Source organism: Comamonas sp. B21-038 (assembly GCF_022387135.1).
Lineage (GTDB): Bacteria > Pseudomonadota > Gammaproteobacteria > Burkholderiales > Burkholderiaceae_C > Comamonas > Comamonas sediminis.
On the sequence record NZ_CP092462.1, the window covers coordinates 4,806,234 to 4,829,560 of the forward strand.

Below are 23,327 nucleotides of genomic sequence, written 5' to 3' on the forward strand. Positions count from 1 at the left end.
ACGCGCAAGCGGCACGGGGCGCGCCGGGCGGGCAGGGCATGCTGACATGCGATCGACTGTATAAGACATGTCAACAAATCTCATCTGACGCCTCTGTGTAATATTTTGCAAGGCCAAGGCGATACGATGGTTACAGATGACTACATCCCCCTCCATCCTGCCTGTCCAGGCGGACCGGCCCCTGCAAGATCTGCTGCCACCCGATCTGTGGAAGCTGCTGGCCAGACACGACATCACGACGGTGGACCAGGTCGTGGCGCTGTACCCCGCTAAATTGCTGAAGATCCACTACCTGGGGCCGGTGCGTTTCCGGCAGATCGAAGAGCTGCTCTTCCCCGGCCGGCGCTACGAGCCCCCGGTGCCTCCCCCGATCGAGACCGAGGACCTGGAAGGCACGTCGCTCGAAGGGCTGGTCTCCCGCCGCGTGCTGATCACACTGCGGCGCAATGGCATCAAGACCGTGCAGCAACTGGTGGCCGCCTATCCACGGCGGCTGGTGGACATCACCGGCTTTGGCATCAAGGCGCTGCGGGAAGTGGAGACCGTCTTCTTTGATGGCCAGCGGTTTGAGCCGATGAAATCCCGAAAGACAATCCAAAACACCATTAAGCGAAGATGATTATGATCTCATCCATATGGCAAATGGTTCTGCGTCTCCCCCTTCGACTCCGTTAGACGGAAAGTTGCCTGCCTCGGTCATCCGGATCCTGGCGCGCAACGGGATAGACAGCGTAGAGGCCGTGCGCAAGGCCTACCCGCAGCAGCTGCTGACGCTCAAAGGTATCGGCTTGCTGAGGTTGCGCAAAATTGAAAAGGCGTTCTTCCCCGGCCACGCCTACATGCCGTCGCATACCTTGGCGGTGCTTCCTTTTGTGTCGGGTTCCTGTCTCAATGGATCGCTGCCGGTGGCCATCGTGCGCGCACTGGCACGCGGCGGCATCACCACCCCGGAGCAGCTGCGAGCGGCCTATCCCGTGGATCTGCTGAAGATCCGCTCGCTGGGCGAAGGCTCGCTGCGCGAGATCGAGCGGGTCTTCTTTCCCGGCCAGCATTACGAGCCGCCCGGCAACACCAAGATCCGTTAGGGGCGGCCCGCAGCAGCGGCGGGCCGGAGGGGATGGACGCCAGACACCAGAGCGTCTGCAATGCGGCGCAGCGCATCGCTGTCTGGCTGGTCACGCGTCGGTGGCCTGGCCCGGCGGCCGCTGCCGAGCAGTCCGTGCGCGGGCGCCGGGCGCCGTGGATGTACACAGCGGGCCCTCCGTTATCAGAGGAGTGGAAGGCCGTTTGGCAACACCTTGGCCACTTGGGCATCCCTGGGCATCCCTGGCCATCGGAAGACCTGCCGTTACCGCGCAAAGTGCAAACCTTGGCTCAAAACCAAAGGCCCGGGCCTGGCGCCATGCCATACCCGGGCCCCGGCTGGAGTGGTGGTTCGTGGTCAGCCGCGGTGGCTGTGACCGGTTCAGCGCTGCTGCTTGCGGCGCATCGCCAGCATGCCCAGCAGCGCCAGGGTGGCGGCCATCAGCAGCAGCTTGACGGTATCGAGCGTGGGCACCGCTGCCGGCGTTGCAGGGGCCGTGCGCACCAGTGTGTTGACAAAGGAGGCCGTGTTGCCGGTGGCCGCGGTCACCAGGCTCACCGGCGCAGGCAGGGTCGTGCTCCACGCATAATCCGCAGGGGCCGGCGGCATCGCTGCATTCTCACTGACGGTGCAGCTGGCGCCCTGGGGTACGTTGGTGATCGCGATCGCGCCGGCATTGCTGCCGCTCAAGCTGACGGTCGTGTTGAAGCTGCCATCGGCGCCGCAGTTGGCGGTGAAGCTGAAGCTGCCGCTCACCCCTGCAGCCGGGCCACCGGCCACGGTCTTGCTGATCGTGATGTCGGTGTTGGCGCGCGCGAGGGTGTTGACCAGTTGCGCGGTGTTGGCTGCCGGGGGCGCTGCCATCGTGACCGTCGTGCTCGGTGCCGGGTCTTCGACCCAGAGGTGGTTGGCGGGGGCGGCAGGGCGGGTGCCTTCGGCCACCACGCAGCTGCCGCTGGAGATCACCGGTGTGACCGAGACGCTGCCCGTTGTTGCGGTGTTCAGCGTGATGCTGGCGTTGATCGCCGGTGCGGCCACGCCATCGGTGCCGGTGCAGACCACCGAGACCGGGAAGCTGGTGCCGGTCAGATCGACGGGCGTGACGTTGGCAGGCCAGACCACCTGCTTGGCAATCGCGAGTTGCGCGGCATGGCAGGCGAGGGTGGCAGTGGCGGGCGTATTGACCTGGCCAGTGGGCGATACGAAGTCGGTGCCGGGGGTGATGGTGTTGGTGACCGAGGGCGTGTCGATGCAAGCCTGGCGGCCGGCTACGGTGTTGGGCCAGACGACCGGCACGGTGATGGTGCAGCCGCCCGACGGAATCGTGAAGGCGCTGTTGCTGACCACGTTCGAGCCGGGTGACGCACTGAGGCTGTTGGCGGTGCAGGTGCTGCCCACGGTGCCGGTGCCCACCACCAGCGGTGCGGGCAGGTTGTCGGTCAGGTTGACGTTGCTGATGTCGGTGGGCGTGCCGTTGGACAGCGTGATCGTGAGCGCTGCCGTGTTGTCGCTGCCACCCAGATAGAGATCGGTCTTGTCAAAGCTCTTGCTGATCTTGGGCAGGCCGCAGGCGCCATTCTCCGAGGTGGCGGCATTCAGAAATGCAGGAGCCACCTTGGTTTTGTTGGCGTTCCAGGGGTCGCCGATGAAAGGAGAGATGTCCACCACGGCAAAAACACAGGCGCCCTTGCCGGCGTTCGATTGGGCAGTGGGAATCAGCAGGCCATATACGTTGTCGGTGGGCGTGGTGCCTGGCGCCGGGAAACTGGCTGGAGGGGTACCGGAGGCCAGGTACAGCGCATTGCTTGCAGGCACCTTGTTGATATAGGTGATATAGCCGCCCGCGAAAGGGTTCAGCGCACTGAAGGAGGTGGCAAAGGGAGAGTTGGTGTTCAGCGGAAAGGAGGCAATCGCATTCAGCTGGCTGCCCAGCTCGAATGCAGAGCCCGTGCCCCCATTGAGCGCAGCCACCAGTCTGCCGCCGTTGCCGCCGTTCTCCGCCTCACAGCAGCCATCGATAAAGAAAACGATGGAATTGGCCCAGCGGTTGGCGACGGCGCTTTGCAGTACTGCCCAGTTGGTGGGGTCGATCGGCTTGTAGGTAGCCGCGACAATCACGATGTCATAGGGCGAGCCCGATGCTGCGGTGAAGGTGGCCTGCGAGATGGCGTTGGGATTGCCCAGCTCCGACAACCTGGTGAGATCGCTGGGATTGGCCAGCGCGCTGGCAAACTCGTTTTGCAGATTCTCGTAGGCGCCGACGGCGTCAGGTTTTTCTGGACTGGGGTCAGTGACATTGGTGGTCAGCAGCAGCACCTTTTGCGCAAAGGCATGCTGTGCGCCGAGACACAGGAGGAAGGCGGCGATCAGCAGCCGGAAAAACATCAATGGATGGGTCATTTCTCTTCCCGTTGGGTCTGGTTGGTCCACGAGGCGCGCAAGCGAGTCTCCGTCCTTGAGGGTAACCAGTATCGTTTATTTGTATCAATATGCATCATAACCAGGGCGTAAAGATCCCATACGCGCAACTGCTGCAGGCCGGGTGGGCGCGCAGAGCTGCTGTTATGAATTGAGACTTCGAATGAAAATGTACCGTCGATTGATGAATTGATATGTCTGTTTTTTGGGCAGAACGGCGTCGCCCAGGCAAACAATTGTCATCCACCGGTGCAGCAGGCTGCTGCAGGGTGCAGCGCCCGGTGTGGGGCTCAGGTGCTATTAAATACAGAGCGTCAGCGGCACAGAATGGCGCAGAGCAGGCATGGTGCCTGGTGCATGCGCCTCTGCCCCTGCGCAGCGGCCAGCGGGTGGCCGCGCTGCGTCAAAACTCCAGGTTGTCGATCAAGCGCGTGCTGCCCAGGCGCGCGGCGCCGAGCACCACGAGCGCAGCGCTGGCCGCCTCGCTGGCGTCAGGTGCCAACAGGTTGTGGCGCTGGCGCACAGTCAGGTAGTCGGGCTCCCAGCCCTGGGCACGCAGCGACTGCATGGCCTCCGCTTCCAGCGCAGGCAGGTTGTGCGGCGCGTTGCGGGCGGCGCGGGCCAGTGCCTGCAGCGCCCGGGACAGGGCCATGGCCTGCTGGCGCTCGGCCGCGCTCAGGTAGCCATTGCGCGAACTCAGCGCCAGGCCATCGCCGGCGCGGGCGGTAGGGCAGCCGATGATCTCGATGGGCAGCGCAAACTGCGCCACCATGCGGCGGATGACCATCAGCTGCTGGTAGTCCTTCCAGCCAAAGATGGCCGCGCCCCCGCCGGTGGTGGCAAACACGCCACTGAACAGCTTCATCACGACGGTGCAGACCCCTGTGAAAAAACCGGGCCGGAACGCGCCTTCCAGAATGTCGGCGAGCGCCGGGTCGGGCTGCACCTTGAACAGCTGCGGCTCGGGGTAGAGGTCCTTCTCGCGCGGTGCGAACAGGATGTCGCAGCCGGCCTCCTGCAGCTGGGCGCAGTCGCTCTCCCAGGTGCGCGGATAGCTGTCGAAGTCTTCGGTCGGCAGGAACTGCAGGCGGTTGACGAAGATGCTCGCCACCGTCACTGCGCCGTGGCGTTTGGCCTCGTGCACCAGAGAGATATGGCCCGCATGCAGATTGCCCATCGTGGGCACGAAGGCGGGCCGGCCGCGCCCGGCCAGCGCTTGTCGAAGTTCTGCGATGCTGTGGGTGACTTGCATGGGAGGCAGGGGCGAGCGGGCGCCAGCGGTAGTGCAGGGAGCGCAGAGCATAGCAGCAGTGCAGAAGTCTGTGTATGGGCCTATCAGTACAAGCTATGGTTTGCCCGTAGTCGCCGCATGCGCTTGCCCTATAATTTTCCCGTCGCGGCGCACAAGCATGGTTCACAGGTTCTTGCAGCGCACGCCTGGGTCAGCCGGCTCCGTGTCAGGCCAGTCGCATTTGGGCCTCTGTTCCCGCAAGGGGGCAGAGGCTTTTCCCTTTTTTTACCGGCACCTTGTCTGCATTCTGCGCAGTCTGCATGCCTTGTTTTTTCGTCCGATTCCCCCGTCGGACCTGGTCTTTATGTCATCTGCACCCGCCATCTTGGGCATTGATTTCGGCACCTCCAACTCCGCCATGGCGTTCAAGGCCGACCTGGCTGCGCCCGGGCCTTCCACGCTGTTGCAGGCCGAGGGCGCCTCGCAAGCGATGCCAACGGCCGTGTTCTTCAACACCGAGGACCACAGCACCCACTATGGGCGCGACGCGGTATCGCGCTATCTGGAAGGCACCGAAGGCCGGCTGATGCGCTCGCTCAAAAGCCTGCTGGGCAGCGCGCTGATGCAGGAGAAGACGGTGGTGCATGGCAAGCTGGTCGCGTACCAGGACATCGTGGCGCTTTTTGTGCAGCAGCTGGCCGCCACCGCCGAGCGCCAGATTGGCCGTCTGCCCAGCACCGTGGTCATGGGCCGGCCCGTGCATTTTGTCGACGAGGACGCCGGGCGCGACCAGGCCGCGCAAACCGCGCTGCAGCAGGCGGCGCAGGCAGCGGGCTTCCAGGATGTGCGCTTTCAGCTCGAACCGATTGCGGCAGCGCTGGACTATGAGCAGCGCATCGCCCATGAAGCGCTGGTGCTGGTGGTCGACATTGGCGGCGGTACCTCGGACTTCACCGTGGTGCGCCTGGGCCCGGAGCGCCGCAACAAGCCCGAGCGCAGCAGCGACATCCTCGCCACCACCGGCGTGCACATTGGCGGCACCGACTTTGACCGGCGCCTGAGCCTGATGGCGGCCATGCCGCTCTTGGGTCTGCAGCATGTGGGGCCCAGCGGGCGCGAGGTGCCCAGTGCGGTGTTCCATGACCTCTCCACCTGGCACCTGATCCAGTGGCTGTACAGCCCGCAGCGCCAGCGCGAGGTGCAGGCATTGCGCAGCAGCTACAGCGACACCGCGCTGCACGACCGGCTGGTGCGCTTGCTGCAAGAGCACTGGGGCCACCGCCTGGCCAATGCGGTCGAGGAGACCAAGATCGGCCTGTCGAACCAGCAGAGCGTGCAGAAGCTGGACGTCGATTGGCTGGAACCGGGCCTGAGCCCCGAGGTCTGGCCCGCCGATCTGCAGCAGTGCCTGCAGGCTTTGCTGGCCCAGGTCGCGCAATGCGCGCTCGACTGTGTGCAGGCGGCGGGCTTGCAGCAGGGCCAGATCGATGCGATCTACCTGACGGGTGGTTCGTCGGCCTTGCAGCCGCTGCGCGCCGCGCTGGCCCAGGTTTTTCCGGACACCCCGCAGGTCGAGGGCGATCTGTTCGGTGGTGTGGCGGCGGGCCTGGTGCACGGCCAGGCGCTGTGATTTCCCCTAAGCGCTAGAGGCCCCAACGGCGGTCAGCCGCCGGCTTGCTCGGCATCGCGCTTCCAGGCCAGCGCCGTGTCATACAGCGCATTGCGCGGCGCGCCGGTGATGTCGGCGGCCAGCTTGACGGCGGTCTTGGTCGGCAGCTCAGCCAGCAGCAGCGCCAGCACGCGGTGCGCATCGGCCAGGCCATCGGTCTGCACCGCCTGCGGGTGCAGCAGCAGCGCAAACTCGCCCTTGCTGCGGTGCGGGTCGGCCGCCAGCCAGGCGGGCACATCGGCTGCGGGCATCGTGGCAATGTCCTCAAACTGCTTGGTCAGCTCGCGGCCCAAGGTCACGGGCCGGTCCTGCAGCACGGCCAACGCCTGGGCCAGGTCGGCAATGCGGTGGGGCGCTTCCAGCAGCACCAGGGTGCGCGGGTCTTGTGCGAGCTGGGCCACGGCTTGCTGGCGCTCTTGCGCCTTGGTCGGCAGAAAACCGATGAACGCAAAGCCGCTGCTGGCGCCTTCGCCGGCGACCGCGCCCGCAGCGCTGACCAGCGCCGTGACGCTGCTGGCGCCGGGCAAGGGGCTGACGCGCAGGCCCGCGCGCGCCACGGCGGCGGCCAGGCGTGCGCCCGGGTCGCTGACGCCGGGTGTGCCAGCGTCGCTGACATAGGCGATGCGCTGGCCTTGCTGCAGGCGGCTGATGACCTGCTCGGCCGCCTCGGCCTCATTGTGTTGGTGTACCGCAATCAGCTGGCCGCCCGACTTGCCAACCCCGTAGGCGCGTAGCATGCTGTGGGTGTGGCGGGTGTCCTCGCAGGCCACGGCGTCGGCGAGCTCCAGCACATGCAGCGCGCGCAGGGTGATGTCGGCCAGGTTGCCGATGGGGGTGGCCACCACGTACAAGGTGGAGGCAGGGTAGTGCTGGGTGCCGGCTGCAGCCTGGGCTGCTTGCAAAGCGGAGGTGAAAGATGCAGACACCGTGGAAGATCCTTGAAAAATGGCGCAGCCCTCGCGCGCCTGCCGCATTGCCGCAGGCCGCCAGCGAAGGGGCGGACAACAGCAAGCTGCGGGGCCAGCGGGCAGAAGATGCCGCGCTCCATTATCTCCAACAACAAGGCCTGCGCCCGCTGGCGCGCAATTACCGCACGCCCGGGCGCGGCGGCGGCGAGATCGATCTGGTGATGCAGGAGCGCGATGGCACCGTCGTGTTTGTCGAGGTGCGCCAGCGCCAGCACGGCGGCTTTGGCGGTGCGGGCGGCAGCATCGGCGGCACCAAGCAGCGGCGCATCATCCTGGCCGCCCGGCACTACCTGGCCAGCCTGCGCCAGCAGCCGGCCTGCCGTTTTGATGCGGTGCTGGTCGAGCAGGAGATCGTCTGGCTGCGGGCCGCCTTTGATGTGCCCGATGGGGGCTGAGGACGCTCTGCAAAACGCCTTGCCGTGGTCTCAACGGGGGCTTGGGCGATCCGCGTCCATCCCGGTGGGCAAGGGTCTTGCAAGGGTTTTGCAAGGGTTTTGCAAAGGGTCCTGAAGCGCGCAGTTGCCGGGCTTTGCATACGCTTGGGGCTGAGAAAAGTCATCATCCCGGCCCCAGGGGGAAACCTGCCAAGGTTATCATCGGGCCTCCATGCTTGAGCAACACATCCAACAGCACTTTATCGATAGCGCCGATCTCCATTACCAGGTGTCACAGGAGATGAGCGAAAGCGTCGCCAGCGCGGTATACGCGCTGCTCGCCTGTGTGACCAGCGGCAACAAGGTGATGTGCTGCGGCAATGGCCTGTCCTGGGCGCAGGCGGCGCAGTTCGCCGCGATGTGCGTCAGCGGCATGGAGCGCGAGCGCCCCGAGCTGGCCGCGATGGTGCTCGACAACGGCGCGCTGGCGCAGGCCCAGCTGGGCAGCAGCCTGACGGCCGAAGGCCACACGCAGACCCTGGCGCGCCAGGTGCGAACTTTGGGCCAGCCCGGCGATCTACTGCTGGTCATCAGCGCTGATGGCCATGACCGGGCGTTGCTCGGCGCGGTGGAAGCGGCGCATGAGCGCGACATGTCCGCCGTGGTGCTGACCGGCCGCACCGGCGGGTTGCTGGCCAATGCCTTGAGCGAAACCGATGTGCTGATGCGCGTGCCCCATGACCGCAGCACCCGCGTGCGCGAGGTGCACCAGCTGGTGCTGCACTGCCTGATTGACGGAATCGATACCCAATTGTTAGGAGAAGAGGAATGATGCCTGTGTCTTGGAAGCGATTGACGCTGAGTCTGGTGGCGGCTGGAACGGTCGCTGCGACCGTCTCGGGTTGCATTCCGCTGGTGATCGGCGGCGCCGCCGTCGGTGGCACGGTGATGGCGATCGACCGCCGCACCGCCGGGATCCAGGTGGAGGACGAGAGCATTGAGTTGCGCGTGGCCAGCGCCATCCGCGAGCGTGCCGGCAATGACGGGCATATCAATGTCACCAGCTACAACCGCCAGGTGCTGCTGACCGGGGAAGCGCCGAACGAAGCCTTCAAGCAAAAGGCCGAGGAAGCGGCCAAGGCCACCCAGAACGTGAAGACCGTCGTCAATGATGTGGCGGTGATGTTCAACTCCAGCCTGTCGCAGCGTTCGACCGATACGCTGATCACCGGCAAGGTGCGGGCGAGCATCATCGATGCCAAGGACCTCAGCTCCAGCGCCATCAAGGTGCTGACCGAGCGCAACGTGGTCTACCTGATGGGCCGCGTGACCGAGCGCGAATCCAAGCGCGCTGCAGAAATCGCCCGGGGCGTGGCCAATGTGCAAAAGGTCGTGCGCGTTTTCGAGATCATCAGTGAAGACGAGCTCAAGTCCCTGAGCAACAACCGCAGCACCGGCAATGCCGCACCGGTGGTCAACGACAGCAGTGCATCGGCCATCAGCACCCCGGCAGCGACCGTCGTGCCCGCGCCAGCGGCCGCACCAGCAGCGCCTGCGGCCGCACCGGTGTCGACCGGTGTGACCACCTCGCCGGTCAACACGACGCCGGTGCAGCCGCTCAACGATGGGTTCACGACCAAGCCCTGAGCCTGCTCGGCACACAACAAAAAGGCCGCATCAGCGGCCTTTTTTGCGTTCTGGGGGGGTCAGGCCTTCTTGCCCAGGCGGGTGATCAGGCTCGAGGTATCCCAGCGGTTGCCACCCGATTGCTGCACATCGGCGTAGAACTGGTCCACCAGCGCGGTCAGCGGCAGGCGCGAGCCATTGCGCTTGGCCTCGTCCAGCACCAGGCCCAGGTCCTTGCGCATCCAGTCCACTGCAAAACCGAAATCGAACTTGCCCTCGACCATGGTCTTGCCCCGGTTTTCCATCTGCCAGCTTTGCGCCGCACCCTTGCTGACCACGTCCAGCACCTGGGGCATGTCCAGGCCGGCATTCATGCCGAAGGCAATCGCCTCGGACAGGCCCTGCACGACACCGGCGATGCAGATCTGGTTGACCATCTTGGCCAGCTGGCCCGCGCCGCTGCTGCCCAGCAGGGTGAAGGCGCGCGAGAACGCCATCGCCACCGGCTTGACGCTGTTGAACACGGCCTCATCGCCACCGCACATGACGGTGAGCTGGCCATTGACTGCACCGGCTTGGCCACCGGAGACGGGCGCATCGATAAAGTGCAGGCCCTGGGCCCGGGCGGCGGCATACAGCTCGCGGGCCACATTGGCCGAGGCGGTGGTGTGGTCCACAAAGATGGCGCCAGGCTTCATGCCGGCCAGCGCGCCATCGGCGCCCAGCACGACCGAGCGCAGGTCATCGTCATTGCCGACGCAGCAGAACACGATGTCGGCGCCGGCTGCAGCCTCGCGCGGTGTGGCGGCATGGCGGGGGGCCTTGGAGCTGGCGAATTCCTCGCACCAGCTTTGCGCCTTTTGCGCGGTGCGGTTGTAGACGGTGACCGCATGGCCTGCCTGGGCCAGGTGGCCCGCCATGGGGTAGCCCATGACGCCCAGGCCCAAAAAGGCGACGTTCAGGGAAGGGGTGCTGTCATAGCTGCGTGCTTGAATACTCGATGCCATTGCGGTGACTCCAAAAAGAGCGGCACCCAAGGCGGGCCTGGGTGCCGTGTCGCTGAAAACCCAAAACGCTGACAGCTTAAACGATTGTCAGGTGCTCCGTGCCCTCGGCCAGATCACTGCGCTTGGCGCGCTGGCTGCCCAGCTTGATCTGCAGGCGCAGGTCGTTGACCGAGTCGGCGTTGCGCAGCGCATCTTCGTAGGTGATCATGTTGGCCTCGTACAGGTCGAACAGCGCCTGGTCGAAGGTCTGCATGCCCAGGTTGCGGCTTTTCTTCATGATCTCCTTGATCTCGTTGACCTCGCCCTTGAAGATCAGGTCCGAGATCAAGGGTGAGTTCAGCATCACCTCGACCGCCGCGACCCGGCCCTTGCTGTCCTGCTTGCTGAGCAGGCGCTGGGACACCAGGCCGCGCAGGTTCAGCGACAGATCCATCAGCAGCTGCGCGCGGCGCTCTTCGGGGAAGAAGTTGATGATCCGGTCCAGCGCCTGGTTGGCGCTGTTGGCGTGCAGGGTGGCCAGGCACAGGTGACCGGTTTCGGCAAACGCCACCGCATGTTCCATGGTTTCGCGGTCGCGGATTTCGCCCATCAGGATGACGTCGGGGGCCTGGCGCAAGGTGTTTTTCAGCGCCGCTTCCCAGTTGTCGGTGTCCAGACCCACTTCGCGCTGGGTCACGATGCAGTTCTTGTGCGGGTGGACGAATTCGACCGGGTCTTCCACGGTGATGATGTGGCCGTAGGAGTTTTCGTTGCGCCAGTCGACCATGGCCGCCAATGTGGTGGACTTGCCCGAGCCGGTCGCGCCGACCATGATGCACAGGCCGCGCTTGGTCATCGCCAGGTCCTTGAGCACCTGGGGCACGCCCAGGCCGTCGATCGTCGGCAAGGTCAGTGGAATGGTCCGCAGCACCAGACCGACATGGCCCTGCTGCATGAAGGCGTTGACCCGAAAACGCCCGATGCCGGCGGGCGAGATCGCGAAATTGCATTCCTTGGTCTTTTCGAACTCGGCCACCTGCTTGTCGCTCATGATCGAGCGGGCCAGCGTCAGCGAGTGGGTGGGCGACAGCGGCTGGCTGGAGACCTTGGTGACCTTGCCATCGATCTTGATCGCCGGCGGAAAGTCAGCGGTGATGAACAAATCGCTGCCATTGCGCTGCACCATCAGCTTCAACAGGTCGTTGATGAACTTACTGGCCTGATCCCGTTCCATGACAATCCTCTCTGGCTCCGTTATTGTTGCTTATGCAACAGAAACGCCCTGAGGACGGGCGCCCTGAGAGGCTCAGGGCTCGATCCGGGCGCTGGTCTGCCGCAGCCGCGTGGAGAGTTTGCGCGCAAACAAGGCCAGCAAATAGGCGGCCGTGGACGCGTCCAACTCCATCATGGCGTCCAGTGTATCGGCCTTCAGCACAGCCAGCGCACAGTCGGTGGTGGTGATGCACGAAGAAAAACGCGGACTGCTGTCAAACAGAGACATTTCCCCCAGCACCTCGCCAGGGTGGGTATCGGCCAGGTGCACGGTCTGGCCGCTGGCCAGCTGGCGCTCGACACGGACCTGGCCACTCAGCACGATCAGCATGTAGTCGCCCAGCTCGCCTTGCTGGATCAGGGTTTGCAGCGCGGGCACCTGGTAGAACTCCAGGTACTGCACCATCTGGTCAATGAACGGGGATTGCAGCAGGGACAGCGCGGCATCCTGCGCCCAGACCATGCGCAGGGCGGTGGCGGGGTCGGCCGGCGCCAGAAGCTGGGCATGGATGGCCTTGCGTCGCTGGCTCCAGAGCACATAGGGCGCCTGCGACGTGCTGGCCTGCTGGAAGCCATGGAGGAAGAAGCCCGTATCAGCCTCGGCGGGCTCGTCTGCCGGGGATGCGGAATGCAAGCGGTTCATGGCCCATGGTCTCCTTTGATCCCGCAAAGCATAAAGGGCACCTGCGGTACTGGCAATGACCGCTGGTGCCCTTCGTGCAACCGTTTGTCAGTTATTCAATGAATAAGATCTTCCGGCGTGTTTCGCGATGCTTAACCCGGGAAGTTCTCCGGCGTCTTGGCCTTGCTGCGCGCCTCGGCCGGGCTGATCACATTGCGGCGCACCAGGTCGGTCAGGTTCTGGTCCAGCGTCTGCATGCCCATGCTGTTGCTGGTCTGGATGGTCGAATACATCTGTGCCACCTTGGCCTCGCGGATCAGGTTGCGGATGGCCGGGGTGCCCAGCATGATCTCGTGCGCGGCCACGCGGCCCTGGCCGTCCTTGGTCTTGCACAGGGTCTGCGAGATCACCGCCTGCAGCGATTCGGACAGCATCGCCCGGACCATTTCCTTTTCTTCGGCGGGGAAGACGTCGATGATCCGGTCGATGGTCTTGGCGGCGCTGGAGGTGTGCAAGGTGCCGAACACCAGGTGGCCGGTTTCTGCCGCGGTCATCGCCAGGCGGATGGTTTCCAGGTCGCGCATTTCGCCGACCAGAATCGCGTCCGGGTCTTCCCGCAGTGCCGAGCGCAGTGCGGCGCTGAACGACAGCGTCTGCGGCCCCACCTCGCGCTGGTTGATCAGGCATTTCTTGGATTCATGGACGAATTCGATCGGGTCTTCCACCGTCAGGATGTGGCCGTATTCGTTTTCGTTGAGGTAGTTGACCATCGCCGCCAAGGTGGTGGATTTGCCCGAGCCGGTCGGCCCGGTCACCAGCACCAGACCACGCGGCTTGAGCGACAGGTCGGCAAAGATCTTGGGCGCGTTGAGCTGCTCGAGGGTCAGGATCTTGCTCGGAATGGTCCGGAACACGGCGCCCGAGCCGCGGTTCTGGTTGAAGGCGTTGACCCGGAAACGCGCCAGGCCCTCGATCTCGAACGAGAAGTCGACTTCGAGGAATTCTTCATACTGCTTGCGCTGGGCGTCGCTCATGATGTCGTAGACCATCGCATGGACCTGCTTGTGGTCCAGCGGATCGACATTGATGCGGCGCACATCGCCGTGGACCCGGATCATCGGCGGCAGGCCTGCAGACAGGTGCAAGTCAGACGCTTTGTTTTTGACACTGAATGCCAGCAATTGGGTGATATCCACTGCAGTTCCCTCGTTGTTTTGGTACGCTTTGAGTGCAAGGCCTCGTGGTCAACACGTTCCAAGGCAGTGCATATTTTTACATTATGAGCACGATTTCCGAAAAAATTCAGCAGGTTCGCCTGCAAATCGACAACGCCTGCCAGGCCTGCGGCCGCCCCGGCAACAGCGTGCAGCTGCTGGCCGTCTCCAAGACCTTTGGCGTCGATGCCATTGCCCAAGCGGCCGAGGCCGGCCAGCGCGCCTTTGGCGAAAACTACATCCAGGAAGCGGTGGAGAAAATCCGCTACTTTGCCGAGCAGGATGCCTGGAAGGACCAGGGCCTGGTGTGGCACTGCATCGGCCCGATCCAGAGCAACAAGACGCGGCTGGTGGCCGAGCACTTTGACTGGGTGCATACGGTGGACCGGCTCAAGACCGCCGAGCGCCTGTCCGCCCAGCGGCCCGCGCAGCTGGCGCCGTTGCAGGTCTGCATCCAGGTCAATGTCGATGGCGGCACCACCAAGTCCGGCGTGGCGCCGGGCGAGGTGGCGGCGCTGGTGCAGCAGGTGGCCCAATTGCCCCAGCTGCAGCTGCGGGGCGTGATGAGCATCCCCGATGTCGTGCCCGACTTTGCCGCGCAGCTGGCCGTGCACCAGCGGGTCAAGGCGGTGTTCGACAGCATCGCCGCACTGGGCCTGCCGCAGCTGGCGCAGTGGGACACCATCTCGCTGGGCATGACGGCCGATCTGCAGGCCGCCGTGCAGGCCGGATCGACGATGGTGCGCGTGGGCAGCGGCATCTTTGGCCAGCGCGACTACGGCAGCGCCCATTGAACGGCGCCATCTGCCTACCCCCGCCGGCCCGGCGGCAGCGCATGGTGCTGCGTGCTAAGCTGGCCCCCGATTGTTCTGTGTACCCCCTCAAATAGACAGGAGACCCCCATGCCAGGATTGCTACCCGACGTTGACACCGATGGCCTGTTGGAGTTTTCGGTGGTCTACACCGACCGCGCGCTCAACCACATGTCGCACCGCTTCATTGGTGTGATGGGTGAGGTGCTGCGCATCCTCAAGGCCACCTACCATGCGCACACGGCCGTGATCGTGCCGGGCAGTGGCACCTTTGGCATGGAGGCGGTGGCGCGCCAGTTCGCCAGCCGCGCCAAGGTGCTGATCGTGCGCAATGGCTGGTTCAGCTACCGCTGGACCCAGATTTTCGAAGAAGGCGGCCTGGGCGGCAGTGCCGTGATCTGCAAGGCCCGCCCCCAGGGCAGCGGCCCGCAGGATGCCTGGGCACCTTGCCCGGCCGAAGAAGTGGCCGCTGCGATCCGCAACGAAAAGCCCCAGGTGGTGTTTGCCCCGCACGTCGAGACCGCCAGCGGCATTGTGCTGCCCGACGGCTACATCCAGACCATCAGCGCCGCCGCGCACGAGGTCGGCGCACTGATGGTGCTCGACTGCGTGGCCAGCGGCGCCATCTGGGTGGACATGCAAAAGACCGGTGTCGATGTGCTGATCACCGCGCCGCAAAAGGGCTGGAGCGGCCCGCCTTGCTGCGCGATGGTGATGCTCTCCGAGCGTGCGCGCAAGGCGATCGAGGATACGAAGAGCAGCAGCTTCTCCTGCGATCTGAAGAAGTGGATGCAGATTGCCGAAGGCTACGAAAAAGGCCAGCATGCCTACCACGCGACCATGCCCACCGATTCGCTGGTGCAACTGAGCAAGGTGATGCAGGAGGCCGAGGCCTATGGGCTGGACAAACTGCGCCAGGAGCAGACCCAGCTGGGCCAAGAGGTGCGCGCACTGCTCAAGGCGCGGGGCTTTCCCAGCGTGGCGGCGCCCGGTTTCGAGGCGCCCGGCGTGGTCGTCAGCTTCACCACCGACCCGGAGATCCAGAACAGCAAGAAATTTGCCAGCGTGGGCCTGCAGACCGCTGCCGGCGTGCCGCTGATGTGCGATGAAGGGCCGGAGTTCAAGACCTTCCGCATCGGCCTGTTTGGCCTCGACAAATGGCATAACGTCGAGCGCACCGTGGGCCATCTGCGCCAGGCGCTCGATGGTTTGGGTATCAAGGGTTAACTTGTGTTTTTAACGCGTTCTGCGCCTGCCATCCAGGTGCAGAATGCTGGTTTTGTTTGAAGAACATTCGATTGGATTTCGCCATGAAAGCATTGACTGCCAGCGCCCTGTTCGCTGCCATCGCCCTGACCGCCGGCTTGGCCCAGGCACAGAGCAAGCCTGTGACGACCAAGAGCGGCCTGGTGTTTGAAAGCATCAAGGACGGCACCGGCGCCAGCCCCAAGGCAACCGACACCGTCAAGGTGCACTACAAAGGCACCTTCCCTGACAGCGGCAAGGAGTTCGACAGCTCCTACAAGCGCGGTGAGCCGATCGAGTTCCCGCTGCAAGGTGTCATCCCCTGCTGGACTGAAGGCGTGCAGCTGATGAAGGTCGGCGGCAAGGCCAAGCTGACCTGCCCGGCCTCGATTGCCTACGGCGCCCGTGGCGCTGGCGGCGTGATCCCGCCCAATGCCACGCTGAACTTTGAAGTGGAACTGCTGGGCATCAAGGGCCAGTAAACCCCGGCTCCCCAAGAGCCGGTTCTCAGCTCCATAGCCTTCGCGTCTTGCTGGCGCGGAGGCTTTTTGTTGTTCGGGTGGCCAGTTCATCCAAGGCTTGAGCGCTCCACCCCCAGGCGCTTGGCCAGCCGCTGCAGGTTGGCGCGGTCCAGTTGCAGCTCGCGCGCGGCTGCGGCCCAGTTGCCGTGGTGGCGGGCCAGGCTGGCGCTGAGCAACTGGCGCTCGTAGCGCTCCACCTGGGCGCGCAGGCCCAAGGCCCCGGCGCTGGCGGCTGGCCCGTCGGCCACGTCGGCAACTGGCAGCGGCGCGATGCGGCCCGTTGCCTGCTGGCCGGGCGGCAGCGGTGCGGCGGCGGCGCCATCCCACAGGTCTTCCTCGCCAATGCTCAGCATGCGTGGCCTGGCGCTGTCCTTGCGCTGGCCCAGCGTGCGGCTCAGCGCCTTGAGCACGGCGCGGCTGATGCAGTGCTCCAGCTCACGCACATTGCCGGGCCAGGGGTAGCGCAGCAGGGCGGCCTGGGCGGCGGCATCCAAGCGCAGGCCGCCGAGTTGCAGGCGGGCGCGGTTCTCTTCGAGAAAGCAGCCGGCCAGCACCAGGGTGTCGCTGTCCCGCGCACGCAGCGGCGGCACCACGACGGGGTAGACGCAAAGGCGGTGGTAGAAATCGGCGCGCATGCGGCCGGCCTGCACCTCGGCGGCCAGGTCGCGGTTGGTGGCGGCGATCACGCGCACATCGACCTGGTGCTCGCGGTCCGAACCCAGGCGCTGCAGCTGGCCGCTTTGCAGCACGCGCAGCAGCTTGGCCTGCACCGACAGCGACAGCTCGCCCACCTCGTCGAGGAACAGGGTTCCGTGCTGGGCCTGTTCAAACTTGCCGCGCCGCTCGCTCAATGCGCCGGTGAAGGCGCCGCGCACATGGCCGAACAGCTCGCTCTCGACCAGGTTGTCGGGCAGCGCGGCGCAGTTGATGCTGACCAGCGGTTGCGCCGCACGCGGCGATTGCGCATGCACGGCCTGGGCGACCAGCTCCTTGCCGGTGCCGGTTTCGCCGGTGATCAGCACGCACAGATCGCTGGCGGAGACCAGTGCAATGCTGCTTTGCAGCTGGCGGATGGCGGGGCTGGTACCCAGGATCTGGCGGCTGCGGTCCGCGCCCGGGCTGCGCGGTGCCGGCGCAGCGGCGCTGCGCGCGGCCTGGGACAGCTGCTGCACCCGCTCGGCCGTGGCCACGGTGGCAGCGGCCAGGTTGCTGAAGGCCTGCAGCAGCTCGAGCGCATTGTCACCGGCAAAGCGGTCGGGCTCCAGCGCATCCAGGGTCAACAGGCCCCAGGCCAGGCCGCCGGTCTGCAGCACGCAGCCCATGCAGTCATGCACATGCAGCTCGCCCGGGGTGGTGATCAGGCCGTCATAGGGGTCGGGCAGGGGGCTGTCGGGTGCAAAGCGCATCGCCTGGCCGGCGGCCAGCAGCTGGGCCAGGCGTGGGTGCTCGGCCACCTTGAAGCGCCGGCCCAGGGTATCGGGCACCAGGCCATCGATGGCCACCGGCTCCAGCCATTCGCCGTTGAGGCGCAGCAGCGCCACCGCATCGGCGGGCAGCAGGGTGCGCAACGCGGCAAGCAGGCGGCGAAGGCGCTCGCGCTCGGGCAGTTCCTGGGCCAGATCGGCGACCAGCGGAATCACCGCGTGGAGGATTTTGGAGGATGTCAAAACGACTCGGGGTGTCAAAAACACAGCATTTACCAGTGGTCAGTATGACTGCATGCATTGTGCAAGGTATTGATATTCCACAAACCTGGTGTTGGCACGATGCATGCACTACCAAGAACAACCACATGCAAGGAGAGTTAGATGCTGAGCGATAGCCAAAAACAGATCATCCAGGCCACCGTCCCCCTGCTGGAGACCGGCGGTGAGGCGCTGACCGCGCACTTCTACCAGATGATGCTGAGCGAGTACCCCGAGGTGCGCCCGCTGTTCAACCAGGCCCACCAGCAAAGCGGCGCCCAGCCCCGCGCGCTGGCCCACAGCGTGCTGATGTACGCCAAGCACATCGACAGGCTGGAGAACCTGGGCGACCTGCCCGCGCAGATCATCAACAAGCATGTGGCGCTGCAGGTGCAGCCCGACCAGTACCAGATCGTGGGCAACTGCCTGCTGCGCGCGATACGCGAGGTACTGGGCGCCGAGATTGCCACCGATGCGGTGATCGATGCCTGGGCCGCTGCCTACACCCAGCTGGCCGACATCCTGATCGCTGCCGAGGCCAAGGCCTATGACGACATCGCCCATGCCGAAGGCGGCTGGCGCGGTGCCCGTACCTTCAAGCTGGTGCAGAAGGTGGCCGAGAGCGCCGAGATCAGCTCCTTCTATCTGGAGCCGGTGGACGGCAAGGCCGTGATTGCCCACCAGCCGGGCCAGTACATCGGCCTGCGCGCCATCGTGGGTGGCACCGAGCAGCGCCGCAACTACTCGCTGTCCGCGCCCAGCAATGGCCGCAGCTACCGCATCAGCGTCAAGCGCGAGCCCGGCGGCAAGGTCTCCAACTACCTGCATGATCTGCCAGTGGGCGACACCCTGGAGCTGTTTGCGCCGGCCGGCCATTTCACCTTGCAGGCGGGGGAGCGCCCGCTGGTACTGATCAGCGGCGGCGTTGGCATCACCCCCACGTTGCCGATGCTCGAAGCCGCGCTGCAGACCGACCGCCCGGTCACCTTTATCCACTGCGCCCGGGGCCGTGCCGTGCATGCCTTCCGCCCGCAGATCGATGCGCTGGCGCAGGCGCACAGCCAACTGCAGCCGCGCTATGTGTACGAGGAGGTGGCCGACGGCGAGGCGGTCGCTGCCCAGGGCCGTCTGACCGAGGACCTGCTGGGCCAGTGGCTGCCGGCCTCGCGCGATGCCGATGTGTACTTTCTGGGCCCCAAGCCCTTTATGCGTTCGGTCAAGGCCTCGCTGCGCAAGCTCGGCGTGCCCGATGCCCAGGTGCGCTATGAGTTCTTTGGCCCTGCTGAAGCGCTGGCCTGATCGCATGCCTCTGAAGCGCTGAGGCGCGTGCGGCACCGGCCGCCGCAGGCAAAAAACCCGAGCCATGCTCGCCTTGCAAGGCCAGCCTGGGTCGGGTTTTCGTTTTACCGGGCCGCTTCAGCGCAGCGCGGCGGAGGTGATCAGGCCAGGACTCAGTCCTTGTAATAGGCCTCGACCTTGCCCTTGAGCTTGATCAGCAAAGGCTTGCCCTTGCGGTCCACGGTTTTGCCGGCGGGCACCTTGACCCAGCCTTCGCTCACGCAGTATTCCTCGACATCCACGCGCTCGGTGCCGTTGAAGCGGATGCCGATGTCGTGGTTGAAGACCTCGCGCACAAAATGCGGGCTCTTGGGGTCGATGGACAGGTGGTCGGGCAGTTCGGGGCGGGCAGTGGTATCGGTCATGGTCAGGTGCAGTAGAGAACGCGGCGCTGTGCCGCACAGGCCGCCATTGTCCACACTTTTGCGGGCATCGCGTCCGGGAATGGCAAACCGCGCCGTTGGCTGACTTGGCAAGCTCTGCTGCTTGCCGCTACAGTGGTCGCCATGCCCTTGCTACTGACCGATGCGCAGCAGCGTCTGCTGCGCCGCGCCAAGCTCACCCCCTTGCTGCTGCTGCTGGCCGTGGCCTGCATGTTTGTGCTGGCCAGCTGGTGCCTGGGCCAGCCGTTTGCGCAATCGCACCACTGGCAGCTGGCGCTGCGCTGCCTGCGGGCGATGACCGAGGCGGGCATGGTCGGCGCGCTGGCCGACTGGTTTGCGGTGGCGGCGCTGTTCAAGCACATCCCGATTCCGTGGATCTCGCGGCACACGGCCATCATCCCGCGCAACAAGGACCGCATCGGCGAGAACCTGGCCGTCTTTGTGCGCGAGCGATTTCTCGATGGCGACTCGCTGGTGCAGCTGGTGCGCACGCACCAGCCGGCGGACAAGCTGGCGCAGTGGCTCAAGGCGCCGGCCAATGCCGAGCTGCTGGGCCACCAGGTGGCGCGCCTGGCGGCAGCTGCGCTGGCCACCGTGCAGGATGCGCAGGTGGAGCGCTTCATCAAGCTGGCGCTGCGCACCTTGCTGGGCCAGATCGACCTGTCACAGTCGCTGTCCAAGGTGCTGACCGTGCTGACGCACAACGGCCGCCACCAGGTGCTGCTGGCGCAGGCGCTGGACAAGCTGGTCGAGCTGCTGCACGAGGCCGAAACCCGCACCTTGATTGCGCAGACCATTGCGCACTGGCTCAAGACCGAGCACCCGCTGAAAGAAAAAATGCTGCCCACCGGCTGGCTCAGCGACAAGGGCTCGGCGATGATCGCCAGCAGCTTGGAGCACCTGCTCGATGCGATTGCCGACAACCCCAGCCATGTGCTGCGCGCCAAGTTTGACCAGACCATGCAGGAGTGGGTGGAGCGCCTGGCCCAGGACCCCGCCTGGCATGCCAAGGGCGAGGAAGTGCGCCGCTACCTGCAGCACGACCCTGCCGTGGGCGAGTATGTGCAGGAGCTGTGGCAAAGCCTGCGCGCCAGCCTGCAGGCCGATCTGGCCAACGAGCATTCGGCGATGGCGCGCAATGTGCGGGGCATGGGCCTGTGGCTGGGCAAGTCGCTGGCAGCCGACCAGGCGCTGCGCAGTTCGCTCAATACCCGCATGGAGCTGTGGGTGCAGGAGCTGGCGCCGGAGATTTCGCAGTTCTTCGGCACCCATATTGCCGATACCGTCAAGCGCTGGGATGCGCGTGAACTGGGCGAGCTGATCGAATGGAACATTGGCCGCGATCTGCAGTACATCCGCATCAACGGCACCTTGGTGGGGGGGCTGATCGGCTTTGCGCTGTTCTGGCTGGGGTGGCTGGTGAACCACCTGGGCGGTGGTTCTGCATAGCCAGCTGAGGCCTATGCGCCACAGAGATGTATCCAAAGTGCTTTATCCCTGCTTCACATTAGTCAACACTTCTTTATCAATGGGTATAATAAGAAGCATTCGCATTTGTTGATGGTCCCCGGATTTTTTCGTTGCCCAGCCAAGGTGGCTCCCCGCCATCTCCATGCCGCACAGCACGGCATGCTCGCCAGGACGGCCCAGCAGCACCCCTTTGCTGCCTGCCGCGCCGTGACTGACACCTCCAAACCCCGCGAATAACCGCCGGCCCTGGGCCTGCGCTGTGCCTGATCGCCATGAGCGGCCAGGCGGGCGCAGCCATGCGCCATCCGTTTGATCTGACCTGGAGCCTGTTCCATGACCCCCCGCCCTTTCGCTGCCGCCTGTGCTGCCCGCCCTGTTTCGCTGTTGCATGCCGGTCCATCGCCGCACCGTGCCGTGCCCCATGCGTTGCGCGCTACGGCCCTGGTGGCCGCCGCGCTGCTGGGTGCCGGCCCTGCGCTGGCGCAGACCGAAGCGGAGGCCGACAAGACCTTGTCCACCGTCGTGGTGACGGCCTCGGGCTTTGAGCAGGCGGTAGAAGATGCACCGGCCTCGATCACCGTGATCCCGCGCCAGGAGCTGGAGAAAAAGGCCTACCGCGATGTGACCGATGCGCTGCGCGATGTGCCCGGCGTGGTCATCACCGGTGGCGGCAGCTCCAGCGACATCAGCATCCGGGGCATGGCATCGAGCTACACGATGATTCTGGTGGACGGCAAGCCGCAGAACTCGCGCGAGACCCGGCCCAACAGCGATGGCGCCGGCATCGAGCAAGGCTGGCTGCCGCCGCTCAGCGCGATTGAGCGCATCGAGGTGGTGCGCGGTCCGATGTCGTCGCTCTACGGATCGGACGCAATGGGGGGCGTGGTCAACATCATCACGCGCAAGGTGGCCAAGCAGTGGACGGGTACCTTGAGCGCCGAGACCACGCAGCAGGGATCCTCCGCCTCGGGCGATATCTACCAGAGCAACTTCTACCTGGCCGGCCCCATCAAGAGCGATGTGCTGGGCCTGCAGATCTACGGCCAGAAATCGCGCCGCCTCGAAGACAAGTTTGTCGGCGGCTTCAATGAGCAGGACAGCAGCTCGGGCACCGCCAAGCTGACCCTGACCCCCAACAAGGACCACGACCTGGCGCTGGAAGTGGGCCGCACCCTGCAGGACCGCTATGCAACGGCAGGCAAGAGCGCGAGCCGCAGCTCCAGCTTCTCGGACTACTCCCGCAACCACTTCGCGATTTCGCACACCGGGCGCTGGGGCTTTGGCACCTCGACGACCTACCTGCAGCACGAGGAGATCGACAACCCTGGCCGCGAGATGAAGCTGAAGAACACCGAGTTCAACAGCCAGATGGTGATGCCGATCGGTGAGCGCAACCTGACCACCGTGGGCCTGAGCTACAAACATGAAAAGCTGACGGACAACGGCAACCAGATGAAGGTGGACAACCCCATCAACACGCTCAAGCGCTACCAGTGGGCGCTGTTTGCCGAGAACGAATGGCGGGTGACCGATGCGATTGCGCTGACCACCGGCCTGCGCATGAACCATGACCAGAACTACGGCACCGACTGGACGCCGCGCGTCTACGGCGTCTGGCACGCAACGCCGGAGTGGAGCGTCAAGGGCGGTATCTCGACCGGCTTCAAATCGCCCAGCCTGCGCGCTGCGGTGGCCGATTGGGGCCAGATCACCGGCGGCGGTGGCGACCCGGCCATCATCCGAGGCAACCCCAACCTCAAACCCGAGAAAAGCACCAGCCAGGAGCTGGGCGTGATCTGGGACAACCGCCGCGATTTCACCGGCAGTCTGACCTTGTTCAACACCGATTTCAAGGACAAGATCACCGAGGTGCGCAGCTGTGAGGACACCGAGGGCGCGGGCCGCGCCATCGTCACCGGCAACTGCACGGTACTGGGCACGCCCTACAAGTTCATCAGCGACCGCACCAATGTGGATGAAGCCAATATGCGCGGTGTGGAAGCGACCGCCACCTGGAAGGCCAGCGAAGCCTTGCGCCTGGCGGCCAACTACACCTTCACCCGCTCGGAGCAAAAGAGCGGCAACTTTGCCGGCCAGCCGCTCAACAAGATGCCCAAGCACATGCTCAACGCCACATTGGACTGGCAGGGCACGGACAAGCTGGGTGTCTGGAGCCGGGTCAACTTCCGGGGCAAGAGCTCGGACTACCTGAGCCGCACCTCGATGGCCAAGGGCACGCCGTCGTTCACCTTCATGGACCTGGGCTTGAACTATGCCTACAGCAAGGATGTGCGCTTCAGCACCGGCATCTACAACCTGTTCGACAAGCGCGTGGACAGCGCCACTTACGACGCGGTGTATGACGGCCGCCGTTACTGGGCCAAGGTCACCGTCGGTTTTTGATCTGTA

At 65.0% G+C, this 23,327-nt stretch carries 20 protein-coding genes and 1 pseudogene; 12 read left to right on the plus strand and 9 right to left on the minus strand.

Going from position 1 to position 23,327, the window contains the following annotated elements; genetic code table 11:
- Positions 1-136: 136 nt before the first annotated feature.
- Both MJ205_RS21895 and MJ205_RS21900 read left to right on the plus strand, forming a co-directional pair.
- Positions 137-619 (plus strand): DNA-directed RNA polymerase subunit alpha C-terminal domain-containing protein, encoded by a 483-nt coding sequence (locus tag MJ205_RS21895; RefSeq protein WP_239810349.1) that lies wholly within the window; start codon positions 137-139, stop codon positions 617-619.
- Positions 620-683: 64 nt separating this feature from the next.
- Complete coding sequence (locus tag MJ205_RS21900; protein WP_239810350.1) at positions 684-1,085, plus strand: helix-hairpin-helix domain-containing protein; 402 nt, start codon at positions 684-686, stop codon at positions 1,083-1,085.
- A gap of 380 nt (positions 1,086-1,465) precedes the next feature.
- Here the strand turns inward: MJ205_RS21900 and MJ205_RS21905 are convergent, their stop codons facing one another.
- Together MJ205_RS21905 and panC are read right to left on the minus strand one after the other, a co-directional pair.
- On the minus strand, positions 1,466-3,484 hold the full coding sequence (locus MJ205_RS21905) for a DUF5979 domain-containing protein (RefSeq protein WP_239810351.1): 2,019 nt from the start codon (positions 3,482-3,484) through the stop codon (positions 1,466-1,468).
- 421 nt (positions 3,485-3,905) lie between these two features.
- Positions 3,906-4,754, minus strand: a complete 849-nt coding sequence (panC, locus tag MJ205_RS21910; protein WP_239810352.1) for a pantoate--beta-alanine ligase — start codon at positions 4,752-4,754, stop codon at positions 3,906-3,908.
- Positions 4,755-5,097: 343 nt separating this feature from the next.
- On the opposite strand from panC, the gene MJ205_RS21915 reads away from it, so the two are divergent.
- On the plus strand, positions 5,098-6,363 hold the full coding sequence (locus MJ205_RS21915; protein ID WP_239810353.1) for an Hsp70 family protein: 1,266 nt from the start codon (positions 5,098-5,100) through the stop codon (positions 6,361-6,363).
- 32 nt (positions 6,364-6,395) lie between these two features.
- On the opposite strand, the gene rsmI is transcribed toward MJ205_RS21915, so the two are convergent.
- The gene (gene rsmI / locus MJ205_RS21920) at positions 6,396-7,328 is read right to left on the minus strand and encodes a 16S rRNA (cytidine(1402)-2'-O)-methyltransferase (RefSeq protein ID WP_239810354.1); all 933 of its coding nucleotides are present in this window, start codon (positions 7,326-7,328) and stop codon (positions 6,396-6,398) included.
- On the opposite strand from rsmI, the gene MJ205_RS21925 reads away from it, so the two are divergent.
- The 3 genes and pseudogenes from MJ205_RS21925 to MJ205_RS21935 all read left to right on the plus strand — a co-directional run.
- Positions 7,319-7,765, plus strand: a complete 447-nt coding sequence (locus tag MJ205_RS21925) for a YraN family protein (RefSeq protein ID WP_239810355.1) — start codon at positions 7,319-7,321, stop codon at positions 7,763-7,765. The genes rsmI and MJ205_RS21925 overlap by 10 nt on opposite strands.
- A gap of 211 nt (positions 7,766-7,976) precedes the next feature.
- On the plus strand, positions 7,977-8,576 hold the full coding sequence (locus tag MJ205_RS21930; RefSeq protein ID WP_239810356.1) for an SIS domain-containing protein: 600 nt from the start codon (positions 7,977-7,979) through the stop codon (positions 8,574-8,576).
- Positions 8,576-9,235 (plus strand): annotated as a pseudogene (locus MJ205_RS21935) (BON domain-containing protein); the annotation flags it as partial. The gene MJ205_RS21930 and the pseudogene MJ205_RS21935, both read left to right, overlap by 1 nt.
- 215 nt (positions 9,236-9,450) lie before the next feature.
- On the opposite strand, the gene MJ205_RS21940 reads toward MJ205_RS21935, so the two are convergent.
- The 4 genes from MJ205_RS21940 to MJ205_RS21955 all read right to left on the minus strand — a co-directional run bounded on the left by MJ205_RS21940 (position 9,451) and on the right by MJ205_RS21955 (position 13,446).
- On the minus strand, positions 9,451-10,377 hold the full coding sequence (locus MJ205_RS21940; protein WP_239810357.1) for an NAD(P)-dependent oxidoreductase: 927 nt from the start codon (positions 10,375-10,377) through the stop codon (positions 9,451-9,453).
- Between the two features lie 76 nt (positions 10,378-10,453).
- The gene (locus MJ205_RS21945; RefSeq protein WP_239810358.1) at positions 10,454-11,590 is read right to left on the minus strand and encodes a PilT/PilU family type 4a pilus ATPase; all 1,137 of its coding nucleotides are present in this window, start codon (positions 11,588-11,590) and stop codon (positions 10,454-10,456) included.
- Between the two features lie 72 nt (positions 11,591-11,662).
- The gene (locus tag MJ205_RS21950) at positions 11,663-12,271 is read right to left on the minus strand and encodes a cyclic nucleotide-binding domain-containing protein (RefSeq protein WP_239810359.1); all 609 of its coding nucleotides are present in this window, start codon (positions 12,269-12,271) and stop codon (positions 11,663-11,665) included.
- 131 nt (positions 12,272-12,402) lie between these two features.
- The gene (locus MJ205_RS21955; RefSeq protein WP_239810360.1) at positions 12,403-13,446 is read right to left on the minus strand and encodes a type IV pilus twitching motility protein PilT; all 1,044 of its coding nucleotides are present in this window, start codon (positions 13,444-13,446) and stop codon (positions 12,403-12,405) included.
- Positions 13,447-13,529: 83 nt separating this feature from the next.
- On the opposite strand from MJ205_RS21955, the gene MJ205_RS21960 reads away from it, so the two are divergent.
- The 3 genes from MJ205_RS21960 (at position 13,530) to MJ205_RS21970 (ending at position 16,003) form a co-directional block, all read left to right on the plus strand.
- A complete protein-coding gene (locus MJ205_RS21960) occupies positions 13,530-14,258 on the plus strand; it encodes a YggS family pyridoxal phosphate-dependent enzyme (RefSeq protein WP_239810361.1) in 729 nt (242 codons plus the stop codon).
- A 108-nt stretch (positions 14,259-14,366) separates the two neighbouring features.
- Positions 14,367-15,503, plus strand: coding sequence for a pyridoxal-phosphate-dependent aminotransferase family protein (locus tag MJ205_RS21965; RefSeq protein WP_239810362.1), 1,137 nt, complete (start codon positions 14,367-14,369; stop codon positions 15,501-15,503).
- 83 nt (positions 15,504-15,586) lie between these two features.
- Positions 15,587-16,003 carry an FKBP-type peptidyl-prolyl cis-trans isomerase gene (locus tag MJ205_RS21970; protein ID WP_239810363.1) on the plus strand — a complete coding sequence of 139 codons (417 nt, stop codon included), beginning with the start codon at positions 15,587-15,589 and terminating at the stop codon, positions 16,001-16,003.
- Positions 16,004-16,089: 86 nt separating this feature from the next.
- On the opposite strand, the gene norR is transcribed toward MJ205_RS21970, so the two are convergent.
- On the minus strand, positions 16,090-17,709 hold the full coding sequence (gene norR / locus MJ205_RS21975; protein ID WP_239810364.1) for a nitric oxide reductase transcriptional regulator NorR: 1,620 nt from the start codon (positions 17,707-17,709) through the stop codon (positions 16,090-16,092).
- A 141-nt stretch (positions 17,710-17,850) separates the two neighbouring features.
- On the opposite strand from norR, the gene hmpA reads away from it, so the two are divergent.
- On the plus strand, positions 17,851-19,026 hold the full coding sequence (hmpA, locus tag MJ205_RS21980) for an NO-inducible flavohemoprotein (RefSeq protein WP_239810365.1): 1,176 nt from the start codon (positions 17,851-17,853) through the stop codon (positions 19,024-19,026).
- Positions 19,027-19,178: 152 nt separating this feature from the next.
- Here the strand turns inward: hmpA and MJ205_RS21985 are convergent, their stop codons facing one another.
- Positions 19,179-19,430 (minus strand): DUF3297 family protein, encoded by a 252-nt coding sequence (locus tag MJ205_RS21985; RefSeq protein ID WP_133858265.1) that lies wholly within the window; start codon positions 19,428-19,430, stop codon positions 19,179-19,181.
- Between the two features lie 141 nt (positions 19,431-19,571).
- Between MJ205_RS21985 and MJ205_RS21990 the strand changes: the two genes are divergently transcribed.
- Positions 19,572-20,897, plus strand: a complete 1,326-nt coding sequence (locus MJ205_RS21990) for a DUF445 domain-containing protein (protein ID WP_239810366.1) — start codon at positions 19,572-19,574, stop codon at positions 20,895-20,897.
- Between the two features lie 354 nt (positions 20,898-21,251).
- A complete protein-coding gene (locus tag MJ205_RS21995) occupies positions 21,252-23,321 on the plus strand; it encodes a ligand-gated channel protein (RefSeq protein ID WP_239810367.1) in 2,070 nt (689 codons plus the stop codon).
- Positions 23,322-23,327 lie beyond the last annotated feature (6 nt).

What these genes read in the sequence shown, in the direction of transcription:
- MJ205_RS21895 (WP_239810349.1), top strand. Translation starts at nt 137, where the DNA reads ATGACTACATCCCCCTCCATCCTGCCTGTCCAGGCGGACCGGCCCCTG.
- MJ205_RS21905 (WP_239810351.1), bottom strand. Translation starts at nt 3,484, where the DNA reads ATGACCCATCCATTGATGTTTTTCCGGCTGCTGATCGCCGCCTTCCTC.
- panC (WP_239810352.1), bottom strand. Translation starts at nt 4,754, where the DNA reads ATGCAAGTCACCCACAGCATCGCAGAACTTCGACAAGCGCTGGCCGGG.
- MJ205_RS21915 (WP_239810353.1), top strand. Translation starts at nt 5,098, where the DNA reads ATGTCATCTGCACCCGCCATCTTGGGCATTGATTTCGGCACCTCCAAC.
- MJ205_RS21925 (WP_239810355.1), top strand. Translation starts at nt 7,319, where the DNA reads ATGCAGACACCGTGGAAGATCCTTGAAAAATGGCGCAGCCCTCGCGCG.
- MJ205_RS21930 (WP_239810356.1), top strand. Translation starts at nt 7,977, where the DNA reads ATGCTTGAGCAACACATCCAACAGCACTTTATCGATAGCGCCGATCTC.
- MJ205_RS21940 (WP_239810357.1), bottom strand. Translation starts at nt 10,377, where the DNA reads ATGGCATCGAGTATTCAAGCACGCAGCTATGACAGCACCCCTTCCCTG.
- MJ205_RS21945 (WP_239810358.1), bottom strand. Translation starts at nt 11,590, where the DNA reads ATGGAACGGGATCAGGCCAGTAAGTTCATCAACGACCTGTTGAAGCTG.
- MJ205_RS21950 (WP_239810359.1), bottom strand. Translation starts at nt 12,271, where the DNA reads ATGAACCGCTTGCATTCCGCATCCCCGGCAGACGAGCCCGCCGAGGCT.
- MJ205_RS21960 (WP_239810361.1), top strand. Translation starts at nt 13,530, where the DNA reads ATGAGCACGATTTCCGAAAAAATTCAGCAGGTTCGCCTGCAAATCGAC.
- MJ205_RS21965 (WP_239810362.1), top strand. Translation starts at nt 14,367, where the DNA reads ATGCCAGGATTGCTACCCGACGTTGACACCGATGGCCTGTTGGAGTTT.
- MJ205_RS21970 (WP_239810363.1), top strand. Translation starts at nt 15,587, where the DNA reads ATGAAAGCATTGACTGCCAGCGCCCTGTTCGCTGCCATCGCCCTGACC.
- hmpA (WP_239810365.1), top strand. Translation starts at nt 17,851, where the DNA reads ATGCTGAGCGATAGCCAAAAACAGATCATCCAGGCCACCGTCCCCCTG.
- MJ205_RS21985 (WP_133858265.1), bottom strand. Translation starts at nt 19,430, where the DNA reads ATGACCGATACCACTGCCCGCCCCGAACTGCCCGACCACCTGTCCATC.
- MJ205_RS21990 (WP_239810366.1), top strand. Translation starts at nt 19,572, where the DNA reads ATGCCCTTGCTACTGACCGATGCGCAGCAGCGTCTGCTGCGCCGCGCC.
- MJ205_RS21995 (WP_239810367.1), top strand. Translation starts at nt 21,252, where the DNA reads ATGACCCCCCGCCCTTTCGCTGCCGCCTGTGCTGCCCGCCCTGTTTCG.